Genomic DNA, 11,088 nt, shown 5'->3' with positions numbered 1-11,088 from the left:
TCAGGAGACAGAATATGTCGACCGTTGCCGTTACCGACGATACCTTTGACGCCGAAGTCAAAAACTCTGATGTCCCCGTTGTGGTGGATTTCTGGGCCGAATGGTGTGGCCCCTGTAAACAAATCGGCCCCGCTCTGGAAGAGCTGGCCAACGAATACGGCGGCAAAATCAAAATTGCCAAGGTAGACGTGGACAGTAACCCGAACGCCGCTGCCGCCATGGGTGTGCGTGGCATTCCTGCTCTGTTCATCTTCAAGGACGGTCAGGTTGTGTCAAACCGCGCCGGTGCGGCCCCCAAAGCCGCTCTGCAAAGCTGGATCGACGAATCCATCTGATCTAAAAACTTATTCTGATCGGCGGGCGCCGCATAGCGACGTCCGTTTTTCTTTGATCAATCTGCCCCGGCTGCGGGCCCGACCCATTCCTTTGGCAAATTCAACGCTGGTCCTTTTGGTCGATGACGGCGGTCCAAAGCATGAGGGAACTCGGTTGCAGGAACACTTTGTTTCACACGATCTTGCCGCACAAAGGTCGCCTCGATCACACGAGGAAATGTCTCGCCTTCGACTTCCACTGTCCCTGACGCGTTGTTGGGGTGGATATGCGCGCACACAAAACCTTCTTTCAAAGCGTACAGAGCTGTGTATGCCCGTTTAAAAGCTCCGGGTTTCATTAGGATGGAAGGTATGCGGTGAAGCTCGAGCACGATAATCCTGAACCGGCTTAGAAACTCTGAGGACAGGGTCGAAAGAACCGGGTATTCCGCCCCTTCGATATCCATCTGCAGGATCATATCGCCTTCGGGTGGGGCAAATTGTTTTATCCAATCCTCAAGCGAGATGACTTCCGGTCCTGTTCTGGCTGCGAGGTGCTTTTTGATGAAGACCGAATCTGGAATGTTCAGCATCGGCTCGTCGACCGAACCATCGGCCATAAAGGATGGAATCCCATGCTTCGCTAAGTCCATCTCAAAACTGGATTGCTGCGAAACGCCCGGTGAAAAACAGGCGACGATATCTTCCAGATCATTGGGCAGCAGATAGCCGCCATCCCCGAAATCCCCGACACGAATAAGTTTGTGACCCAAATCATAAGGTCTGACCACGTCGGCAAAAAATGCCCGACGGGCCGCATTTGTCATATCAAGTTCGGGCATTGGAACTCCGCTGAAGCCGAATTCTTTAGGTTACTTTGTCTTGTCACGCAAAAATGTAAAATACTAGCTTTGTTTGGCTTTTGACACAGTTCGGATGATCCACATACGTAAGTATCTAAGTGATGCCATGGTCATATTCAGGTCAACTATTTGAATTGAACGCAAACTGGATATCGGGTTTCTTAGGCGTGCAAGTGCAAGCTCTCCAAATTAGATGGGGCATCAATGGCAAAAACACGGGTTCTGGTGGAATTCGGGATGGGCACATCCCTGCGGCGCGAGGATTACACTGAGGCCGCCCTGCGGGCGATCAAGGATGCGCTGTGGCATAACTCGGTGAACATGGCCGAGCTGTTCGGGTTTCCGAAAGAGGCGATGATCATCGACGCCGAGGTGGGTGTGCAGCAGCCCGACAAGGTCGATACCGATATGCTGAAGGCGATCTTTCCGTACGGCCAGCCTAACATCACAGTAACGCAGGGTGGTCTGGATATCGATAAGCCCCACATCGATGGCCGCACTGTGATCGCCAACGCGGCGGTCATCGTCTCATTCGATATGGAGCCCGCCCAATGACCGAGAAGCGTATTATTCTGGAAATGGGCACCGGCAACGATCTGTACGGTCAGGATTACACCAAAGCCGCCTGTCGCGCCGTGCAGGACGCGCTGCATCATTCGTCGATCACGCTGTTTTCTAAGTTTGGAATCGATCACACGGAGATGCGGGTTCAGGTGACCATCGCCGTTCAACAACCTGATGAAGTTGACTGTGACAAGATCGCCGCCGATCTGCCAAGGGGCCGCGCCGAAGTGCGGGCCGTCAAGGGTGGGTTGGATGTTGTGGATGACGCCGCTGGCACGCGCCATGTCATCGCCACTGCCGCGATCGAGGCGTTTTTGCCGGATCAGGCTGGTAAATACGTGCAAAGCTGACAACGAAAAAGCCGCTCGGATACCCGGGCGGCTGCTTCAAAAACTGGTTCTGATTGCGGGATCAGATTTTTGCGATCTCCGCGCGCGCCAGACCGATGTCTTCCAACTGTGCGTTGGTCAGACCCGACAGGATCTTGCGTGTCTTGCGGCTTTCGTTCCACTCAACAGCGGATTCGAAGACATTGATGAATGCTTCCACTACGTGCAGGATGGTAGCTGCTCCGAGTGGGGCATGGATGTTTGCAGTTGTTGCCATGTTCCCAGTCCTTATATCTGAAACAGCCGACCCGTTGTCGGTTGTGAGCCTCATGTAGTCCCAAGCGCGAGGAATCACAATTGCTGGTCTGGTAGCCCCGGTTTGCGTTTTGTGCATATCTTTTGGGCAGTTGTGCAACGGGTTGCGCCGATCCCGCGCCCGGCCCATATATAGCGACTGAGAACACGGAGGCTTTCATGGCGGACAGCGATTTTCCCGGATGGCACGGGACCACGATCATTGGTGTCAAAAAAGACGGGCAAGTCGTTATTGCCGGGGACGGACAGGTCAGCCTGGGCCAGACCGTGATCAAGGGGACCGCGCGTAAAGTACGCCGCCTGTCACCGGGCGGATTCGAAGTTGTCGCCGGATTTGCCGGTTCGACCGCTGACGCTTTTACTCTGCTGGAACGGCTTGAGGCGAAACTGGAAGCGACACCCGGCCAACTCGCTCGTGCGTCCGTTGAACTGGCCAAGGACTGGCGCACCGACAAGTACCTGCAAAAACTTGAGGCAATGCTGATCGTCACCGACGGCAAAGACCTGTTGGTTATCACCGGGGCGGGGGATGTGCTGGAACCCGAACACAACGTGGCCGCCATCGGATCAGGTGGAAACTTTGCCCTGGCCGCTGCGCGGGCAATGATGGGCAGCGATAAGCCCGCCGAAGAAGTCGCGCGCGAAGCCATGGCGATTGCCGCCGACATCTGCGTCTATACCAATGGTAATCTGACGGTTGAGACGATCTAGACCAACAGCGCCGAGATTTCTTTCCCCTTCCAGCGTCGGTACATGCCGACCAGCCCAAGCAGGGCGGTTGCGATGACGATGTAATAGGGCAGGCGGATGTCGATGCTCATCAATCCGCCGCCGACCAGGGACATGACACCACCGGCAAGGCAGAAGACCGCCGTCGTAACGCCCATGACCCAACCTTGATCCGCTTCGCCAACGCTGGACGAAAACAGACCCAGCAGGGTCGGGTAGGCGACGCCAAAGAAGAAATAGAAGAAGAAGACCGGAACATAGCTCAGTACGCCGCTGGGGCTGAAGGCGAAGCCAAAGCCGCAGATCACCATCACCACCAATGAGGTATGGATGATGGAATGCTTGCTGAACCTCTCTTGCGCTGGTTTGACAAGGAATGTGCTGGAAAACGCCAAAGCAAAGCCGATGACCACCATTGCCATACTGCCACCGATCACGCCGTAGCCCCATGCACTGGTCAGGAAATTATCGACGAATACGTAGAACGTGACATTGGCAATCATGAACAGCGCATAGACGGGCAGGATTTTCAGAACCAACGGGTGTTCACGTACCGCGATCAGACTGTCGGTGATATCGCGCGGGCGAAAGACAAATGCCGCGCGCTCGGTGCGGGTGTCCTTGAAGAAAAAGCTCACCAGGAAGATGGCGATCATCACCAGAACAAACGCGCCGTAGAACGGCATCTTGAGCGTGGCATAGCTGCCCAGTATCGCCGCGTCGGACAGAACAGCTCCGATAATCGGGCCGCCGACCAGACCAAAGCTGACGCCGGTGATGATATACCCCATATTGCGGTCACGGTCAGCGGCATCGGTACTGCCGTCGATCATCGCCGCTTGTGCAATAGGCTGATTACCCGCCGTAAAGCCAGTGATCGACCGACCAACGATCAGTAGAAGCAAACTGTTAAGGTAAAGTGCCGTGATGGTGATGGCATAACCGGCCAGCGCGCCGCCTAAACACACCAGCAAAGCATTCTTACGCCCGATGGAGTCGGAGACCTTTGAGACATAGACCACACCCAGAAACCAGGACAGAAAGAAGCACCCAATCACCAGCCCATAGAAGAAATGGCGCTGACCCATAGAAGTGCTTTCCGGCAGGAACCCGGATTTTGTTTCCATGATCAAAGAGTTGATGATGGGAAAGACCAGCCCTTGTCCGATCAGATCCACGAACACCACGAACAATAACGTAATCTTGGCAATCTTCGTCATGATACACACCTTGGAACTGGTTCCTTGAGGTGAGTGTAACAGACAGGCGCTAAGGCACCTAACGCCTTGTCAGAGGCCGGTAATTTACCGGCCTCCGGGCGCAATTCGTCGTTGGGTTACGAAAGCGCTGCAACGCCCAGCGGAACGCCGGCGACGTCACACCAGATGTAAACTTCGTTATAGCCCGAGATATCCATGGTCGGCGGTACGGCGTAAGACTGCTTGCCCTTCAGGTTCAGCAGCGCGCCCAGCTTCGAGTTGGGGTCATAGGTGCCATCTTTGCCGAAGGCCACGCGCGGGTCGGGACCGTTATCCAGAGAAAAGTCATCGCCCAGCTCAACGATATAGCGCTCTCCGTCCTTGACCACTTTGACCGAACCGGTGGTGATGTGCTTCGAGCGGCCCTCGAATGTGCCCTTTTTCTTGGCACCGCCGGCGGCGGCGACATTGGCACTGGCCAGAGTCAGAGCGGCGCCCGTTGCAGCGGCATTCAAAAAGAGCGAACGACGAGTCATCATGATGTGGGTCTCCATTTCAAAGTGCAGGCGAACTTGCCCGTCGCCGCAGACTATGCGCAGCTATTTTCTGTCTGGCGATTCACATCACCACGATTTTCCGTGTGCAGACCGTGTGTTGGCGTGAGTTTTTCGTGATCAGCTTGTGTTTTTGTGGCTTATGATTAGGTTCCGGTGCGAAACAATTGGATAGAACTCACATGACCGACCTGACCCCGCGCGAGATCGTCTCGGAACTGGACCGTTTCATCATCGGGCAGAAGGATGCCAAACGGGCCGTGGCCGTGGCGCTGCGCAACCGCTGGCGGCGCAAGCAGTTGGCTGACGACATTCGGGACGAGGTTTATCCAAAAAACATCCTGATGATCGGCCCCACCGGTGTCGGCAAGACCGAGATCAGCCGCCGCCTGGCCAAACTGGCCCGCGCGCCCTTCATCAAGGTCGAAGCCACCAAGTTTACCGAAGTGGGTTATGTCGGTCGTGACGTGGAACAGATCGTGCGCGATCTGGCGGACGCCGCCATCCTGCAAACCCGCGAATATTTGCGCGAGGATGTCAAAGCCAAGGCGCATCAAGCCGCCGAAGACCGCGTGATCGAGGCCATTGCAGGCACCGATGCCCGCGAAGGCACGCGCGAGATGTTCCGCAAAAAGCTGAAAGCGGGCGAGCTGGATGATACCGAGATTGAGCTGGAGCTGTCCGACTCGTCGAACCCGATGCCAATGTTCGATATTCCCGGCCAGCCCGGTAGCCAGATGGGGATGATGAATCTGGGCGATATATTCGGCAAGGCCTTTGGCGGGCGTACCGTGAAACGCAAAATGACCGTCTCGGAAAGCTATGAAGCACTGATCGGGGAAGAGGCCGACAAGCTGCTGGATGATGAGATCGTTAACCGCATCGCGCTGGAATCCGTTGAACAGAACGGCATCGTGTTCCTGGATGAGATCGACAAGGTTTGTGCTCGCACTGACGCGCGGGGCGGCGATGTCAGTCGCGAAGGGGTACAGCGCGACCTGCTGCCTTTGATCGAAGGCACGACGGTATCCACCAAGCACGGCCCGGTCAAAACCGACCATATCCTGTTCATCGCGTCGGGTGCCTTCCACATCGCCAAACCTTCGGACCTGTTGCCGGAACTGCAGGGCCGTCTGCCGATCCGCGTGGAATTGCGCGCGCTGACCGAAGAAGACTTCGTGCGCATCCTGACCGAAACCGACAACGCCCTGACCCGTCAATACACCGCTTTGATGGACACCGAAGAAGTCACGATCAGCTTTACCGATGACGGAATCGCGGCCCTTGCGCGTATCGCGGCTGATGTGAACCAAAGCGTCGAAAACATCGGTGCGCGTCGTTTGTACACGGTGATGGAGCGCGTGTTCGAAGAGCTGTCCTTTACCGCGCCCGATCAGGCCGGAATTTCGATCACGGTTGATGCGCAATTCGTGGACGACAATCTGGGCGAATTGACCAAATCCACTGACCTCAGCCGTTACGTTTTGTAACATCGCCAGCCGGTTTTTGCCGTTTATTCCGCCCTGCGCCGCTGGACGCCGGGCCAGAATGAGATAGCGTAGTCGCAATTCACCCAGAGGGCTGACCAGTGCTGCGCTATTTAATAATTCTGATTACATCCTTGCCGCTAAGTGCCTGTGTCGATCGGACGGTAACCGAGATTGTTCCCTCGGCCGTAACTGTCGGAACGCCTGAAAAGATATTCGCAGCCACGACGCGAGCGCGTGAAGCAAACGGAACTTATGGATTCAAACGTGGGGAAGCTCTGAAGTTTTTGGAAACAACCGTGTCGATCCCGCCATCACACACACCGGGAACATTGAAATTCTCTTATGCGAACCCGAACCCGAAAAAAGAATTTGTTCTTACAAATGTGACCGAACTGGGCGGGCCAAAGGGTTTACGCGAACATTTGCGCGGCGAAGACGATGTTACGATTTTTGTACACGGCTACAACTCGACCCAAACCGAGACGATTTTCCGCGCGGCCCAGCTGACCCATGACATTGGTCTTCCCGGCTCCACGCTGGTTTACTCCTGGCCTAGCCGCGCGACAGGGTATGGATATGCCTACGATCTCGACAGTATGTTGTTCGCACGAGACGGGTTGGAGCAGACGATCCGTGACCTGAAATCAATGGGTGTCAAACGCATTATTTTGGTCGCGCATTCAATGGGTGGTGCCCTGTCAATGGAGATGATGCGACAGGCTGAACTACAAGAACCGGGCTGGGCCAACAGGAACATCGAAGGGGTCATCTTGATTTCCCCTGATCTGGATGTCGACGTGTTTCGGTCGCAGATGAAGCGTATTAAGAACCCACCAGATCCTTTCCTGGTTATGGTTTCGCAAAAAGACAAAATTTTGAATATCTCCGCTCGCCTTCGCGGAACGGATGAGGGCGAGAGATTGGGCCGGATCAGTTCGCTGGAAACACTCGAAGAGTTCCCGATAAACGTGATTGATACAACTGCGTTCAACAAAGACGCCGAGTCTTCGCATTTCGTTGCCGCCACCTCTCCGGCACTCTTGTCGATCCTCAGTTCGTTGCGACGCGTAAATAATACATTTGGGCGCGAAGATCGACCGGGCATCGACATTCTGGTTCCGCCCAGCCAACGCAATCCAGACGGTGCGACCGAAATTGTTCTAACCGAAACAGGACAGGCGCAGGTCAGCTCTCCGTGACGCAGTTCAACCTGCGTCAGTATCTGCGGGACAATGCCACCTGGTTGGGCGCGGGAATTTTGCTGACCTTTCTGTCCAGCTTTGGGCAGACCTTCTTCATCTCGATCTTCGCCGGAAACATTCGCGCGGAATTTGGCCTTGGGCACGGCGCGTGGGGCGGTCTTTACTCTTTGGGCACCACCGTTTCGGCCATCGTTATGATCTGGGCTGGCGGGCTGACAGATGTTTTCCGCGTCCGCGTATTGGGGCCCGCCGTTCTGACCGGTCTGGCCGTGGCGGCAGTTGCCATGGCTGTGAACAGCTGGCTTGTCCTGTTGCCGCTGGTGATCTTTTTGTTGCGCCTGTTCGGGCAGGGGATGAGTGTCCATCTGGCACAGGTCGCCATGGCGCGATGGTTCATCGTTACACGTGGCAAAGCCCTGTCGATTGCATCGGTTGGCTACGCGGTTGGTGAGGCACTGCTGCCGCTGGCTTTCGTGGCCGCGATGGCGTTTCTGGACTGGCGATGGCTGTGGGTGTTGTCCGCAGTGTTCGTCCTGATGGGGATACCCGTTCTGACACGGCTTTTGCGTCAGGAGCGCACACCGCAGAGTCTGGCGGATGCCTATTCAGCGACAGGGATGCAGGGCCGCCATTGGACCCGGAAAGACGCGCTGTTTCACCCTCTGTTCTGGTTCATGGCCCCGACTATACTGGCCCCATCGGCCTTTATCACCGCGTTTTTCTTCCATCAGGTGCATCTGGCCCAAATCAAAGGCTGGCAGCATATCGAACTGGTCGCCCTGTTTCCGGTTTTCACTGGCGTATCCTTGATTGGGATGTTTGCTGCCGGCTGGGCGCTGGACAAATGGGGCACCGCGAGATTGATGCCTTTTTACCAAATCCCGATCGCAATTGGTTTTGTGATCGCAGGAATGACAAACTCGATCGGCGGCGCCTTGATCGCAATGATCTTTCTGGGCCTGACGGTTGGAGCAAACAACACGCTACCAAGCGCCTTTTGGGCTGAATTTTACGGCACCAGGCACATTGGGGCGATCAAGGCGATGGCCACAGCAGTTATGGTTTTAGGATCAGCAATCGGCCCCGGCCTTACCGGGATATTGATCGACGCCGGTATACCGCTGAGCACACAGTTCCTGTGGGTCGGCGGTGTTTTCATTCTTGTATGCCTGTCGGCTAAAATCGGAATTACGCGCGCTGTGCGCACGCTTTAACGCGGCCGGCGCAGATAGACGTAATAGGCCCCTTCGCCACCGTGGCTGATATGGGCCGGGGTCACCTGCAGAACCGCCTGTGCAAGCGGCGGCAAGGCCAACCACTGCGGCACCTGATTGCGCAACACGCCGCGCGGGGTTGGGATTGGGCCAGGTTCGTCCCTGTCCTTGCCCTTTCCAGTAACAACCAGAACAAGGCGCTTACCGGACGCCTGGGCCGTCAGAATAAACCGGGTCAGCGCCGGATACGCAGTGTCCATGCGCATGCCATGCAGGTCCAGTTTCCCTTCAGGCTTGATCTTGCCGCGTTTCATACGGCCAAATGCCTTGGTGTCCATTTGCACCGGGCTGGTACGCAAATTTTCACTGATCGACGGCTTTAACGCATTTCGCACGGGTTTACCGGCCGCGTTTTGTCCGACCTCGAATGCCTCAAACCGGGGTTTTGGCGGTTTGTTCGGCTTGGGTTTGGGCAGCGTGACCGGGTGGACCGATTGTGGAATTTCGGGATGCAGCCGCTCAGCCTGTTTGGCGACCTTGCGCCACAGCTCGACCTCGTCTGCCGTCAATTTGCGTCGGGACATCAGAATTCATCCGGTAACAGGGCATAGGCCCGCTGGATCGGCAGCAGCAACACCATCCGCCCCGGATCCCTGAGGCGCCCGGCGGCCTTTCCCGCCTCGTCCCCTGTGCCAAAGAAGATATCCGCGCGCTGCGCCCCTTTGATGGCTGCACCGGTGTCCTGCGCAATCATCAACCTTCGCAACGGGGTCTTGCCGTCCTTTTCCACCCAAACAGGGGCACCCAGCGGCGAATGAGCCGGATCAGCTGCAATACTGCGCATCGTGGTGACCGACCGGTTCATGGCACCCAACGGCCCAAGCTCGGGCGCAACGCGCGAGACCTCGCGGAAGAACACGTAAGAGGGGTTGTGAAACAGCAACTCGGCCCCTGCTTCGGGATTTTTGCGGACCCATGCGCGGATCATCTGAGCACTAACCTCATGCGCACCCAGCGCCCCCTGACGAATCAGCTCAGTCCCGATGGAACGATAGGGGTGACCGTTTGCGCCGCCATAGCCGACGCGCAGGGCACTGCCGTCTGGAAGGCGCACACGCCCCGAGCCCTGAATTTGCAGAAAGAACAGCTCAACCGGGTCATCCACCCAAGCGATCTCAAGGCCGCGGCCCTGCATCGCGTCGCCCGTCAGGATTTCACGGCGGCTGAGCCAAAGCCCTTCGGCCCGCGCCTCTGGCGGTATTTTGTAAATCGGATATTTAAACCGGTCGGTCCGGGTTTTAGACCCGTCCAGTTCAGGTTCGAAGTAGCCGGTGAACAGAGCCTCTTCTCCGTCCTCGACCAGAACCGGACGAAAGAACAGCTCAAAAAACGAGCGCGCCGCATCTGCGTCGTAGGTTTGGGCGACGCGGCACAATGCCTGCCAATCCGGATCGTTCAAATCACCGCAAGTGTTCAGAAATACCGAAAGGGCCGCCCCGTGATCGTCGGCAGCCCATCCATCCAGATCGTCAAAAGAAAGAATTGATCGCGTCGGTTCAGCGCTGGCGGCAGTGGTCATAACTGCCACCAGAAATAGCGACCGGAGCGCGCCAATCATGCGTCCGTGGCAACAAGCAGCCAGTTTGGATCATCAGCGCCCATGACACGGGCAAAGGTCCAGCTGTCCTTTTGGCGTTTAATAGTGTTTGGGTTGCCTTCGATGACATCACCGCCACGATCACGCACGACCGAGGTCAGCTCACCCACAAACCGCATGGTGATTTCCGCCTGGTTTGTGTCTTTGTCGAAGGTCGCATCCGCCAGCGCGGTTTCGCGCACGCCTACAAACTCGGCCTCGATCGTCAGACCCTGATCTTCACGGGCCGCCACGACTGAAACAAATGTGTCAAACACCTCTTCGGACAGGAAGGGCTGGATTTCATCCAGATTGCCCTTTTCGAACCCCATGACGATCATCTCATAGGCTCCGCGGGCGCCTTGCACGAATTCACCAACAGAGAATTCGGGCTCGACCCGCTTCATCGCGGCAAGCGTTTTCGCCTGTTCGCTGTCTTCGGCGACATGGTCTGTGATGTCATGATCCGGCCCGCCTTCGATCACCTCGAAGCCGCGACGCGACTTGTCCGCCTCGGGTTGCTGTTGAACAGGGGGTTTCTCAAAACCCTCACGTGTACCCAGCACGCTTTTCAGGCGCAGGATCAGGAAAACGGCAATTCCGGCCAGGACCAGCAACTGGATCATCGGTTCGTTCATTTCATCCTCTTTTCAGACCGCGACTTTGTATACGCGACCTC

General features: G+C 56.4%; 14 protein-coding genes. 7 read left to right on the top strand and 7 right to left on the bottom strand.

Translation table 11 applies throughout. The features are described 5' to 3' along the window. Positions 1-14: 14 nt before the first annotated feature. Positions 15-335: a thioredoxin gene (trxA, locus tag RUA4292_RS20625; RefSeq protein WP_058275159.1), complete on the top strand. Its 321-nt coding sequence runs from the start codon at positions 15-17 to the stop codon at positions 333-335. 56 nt (positions 336-391) lie between these two features. Here trxA and RUA4292_RS20620 read toward each other — a convergent pair whose 3' ends face one another. Then, positions 392-1,156, bottom strand: a complete 765-nt coding sequence (locus tag RUA4292_RS20620; protein WP_058279283.1) for an FkbM family methyltransferase — start codon at positions 1,154-1,156, stop codon at positions 392-394. A gap of 225 nt (positions 1,157-1,381) precedes the next feature. On the opposite strand from RUA4292_RS20620, the gene RUA4292_RS20615 reads away from it, so the two are divergent. Next, positions 1,382-1,732 (top strand): Lin0512 family protein, encoded by a 351-nt coding sequence (locus RUA4292_RS20615; protein WP_058275158.1) that lies wholly within the window; start codon positions 1,382-1,384, stop codon positions 1,730-1,732. Then, positions 1,729-2,091 (top strand): Lin0512 family protein, encoded by a 363-nt coding sequence (locus RUA4292_RS20610; RefSeq protein ID WP_058279282.1) that lies wholly within the window; start codon positions 1,729-1,731, stop codon positions 2,089-2,091. The genes RUA4292_RS20615 and RUA4292_RS20610 overlap by 4 nt, the downstream gene beginning before the upstream one ends. 61 nt (positions 2,092-2,152) lie before the next feature. Here the strand turns inward: RUA4292_RS20610 and RUA4292_RS20605 are convergent, their stop codons facing one another. Continuing rightward, the gene (locus RUA4292_RS20605; protein ID WP_058279281.1) at positions 2,153-2,347 is read right to left on the bottom strand and encodes a DUF1127 domain-containing protein; all 195 of its coding nucleotides are present in this window, start codon (positions 2,345-2,347) and stop codon (positions 2,153-2,155) included. A gap of 197 nt (positions 2,348-2,544) precedes the next feature. Here RUA4292_RS20605 and hslV point away from each other — a divergent pair, with 197 nt between their 5' ends. After that, positions 2,545-3,096 carry an ATP-dependent protease subunit HslV gene (gene hslV, locus RUA4292_RS20600; protein WP_058279280.1) on the top strand — a complete coding sequence of 184 codons (552 nt, stop codon included), beginning with the start codon at positions 2,545-2,547 and terminating at the stop codon, positions 3,094-3,096. Here hslV and RUA4292_RS20595 read toward each other — a convergent pair. Together RUA4292_RS20595 and RUA4292_RS20590 are read right to left on the bottom strand one after the other, a co-directional pair. Further along, positions 3,093-4,334, bottom strand: a complete 1,242-nt coding sequence (locus RUA4292_RS20595; protein WP_058279279.1) for an MFS transporter — start codon at positions 4,332-4,334, stop codon at positions 3,093-3,095. The two genes, hslV and RUA4292_RS20595, sit on opposite strands and share 4 nt — an antisense overlap. Before the next feature lie 116 nt (positions 4,335-4,450). After that, entirely contained in the window at positions 4,451-4,852 is a 402-nt protein-coding gene (locus RUA4292_RS20590; protein WP_058279372.1) for a DM13 domain-containing protein, read from the bottom strand. 197 nt (positions 4,853-5,049) lie between these two features. Here RUA4292_RS20590 and hslU point away from each other — a divergent pair, with 197 nt between their 5' ends. The 3 genes from hslU (at position 5,050) to RUA4292_RS20575 (ending at position 8,773) form a co-directional block, all read left to right on the top strand. Then, positions 5,050-6,357, top strand: a complete 1,308-nt coding sequence (gene hslU / locus RUA4292_RS20585; RefSeq protein ID WP_058279278.1) for an ATP-dependent protease ATPase subunit HslU — start codon at positions 5,050-5,052, stop codon at positions 6,355-6,357. 98 nt (positions 6,358-6,455) lie between these two features. Next, positions 6,456-7,556 (top strand): alpha/beta hydrolase, encoded by a 1,101-nt coding sequence (locus tag RUA4292_RS20580; RefSeq protein ID WP_058279277.1) that lies wholly within the window; start codon positions 6,456-6,458, stop codon positions 7,554-7,556. Continuing rightward, complete coding sequence (locus RUA4292_RS20575) at positions 7,553-8,773, top strand: MFS transporter (RefSeq protein ID WP_058279276.1); 1,221 nt, start codon at positions 7,553-7,555, stop codon at positions 8,771-8,773. Before RUA4292_RS20580 ends, RUA4292_RS20575 begins: the two co-directional genes overlap by 4 nt. Here RUA4292_RS20575 and RUA4292_RS20570 read toward each other — a convergent pair. Genes RUA4292_RS20570 through RUA4292_RS20560 form a run of 3 tightly spaced genes read right to left on the bottom strand, consistent with a single transcriptional unit; the run spans position 8,770 to position 11,047 of the window. Then, positions 8,770-9,357, bottom strand: a complete 588-nt coding sequence (locus tag RUA4292_RS20570) for a Smr/MutS family protein (protein WP_058279275.1) — start codon at positions 9,355-9,357, stop codon at positions 8,770-8,772. The genes RUA4292_RS20575 and RUA4292_RS20570 overlap by 4 nt on opposite strands. Beyond that, complete coding sequence (mltA, locus tag RUA4292_RS20565; RefSeq protein ID WP_058279274.1) at positions 9,357-10,391, bottom strand: murein transglycosylase A; 1,035 nt, start codon at positions 10,389-10,391, stop codon at positions 9,357-9,359. Before mltA ends, RUA4292_RS20570 begins: the two co-directional genes overlap by 1 nt. Beyond that, positions 10,388-11,047, bottom strand: coding sequence for a Tim44/TimA family putative adaptor protein (locus RUA4292_RS20560; protein ID WP_058279273.1), 660 nt, complete (start codon positions 11,045-11,047; stop codon positions 10,388-10,390). Before RUA4292_RS20560 ends, mltA begins: the two co-directional genes overlap by 4 nt. Positions 11,048-11,088 lie beyond the last annotated feature (41 nt).

The organism is Ruegeria atlantica (assembly GCF_001458195.1).
Classification (GTDB): domain Bacteria; phylum Pseudomonadota; class Alphaproteobacteria; order Rhodobacterales; family Rhodobacteraceae; genus Ruegeria; species Ruegeria atlantica.
This window is presented reverse-complemented; position numbering and strand designations above follow the sequence as displayed.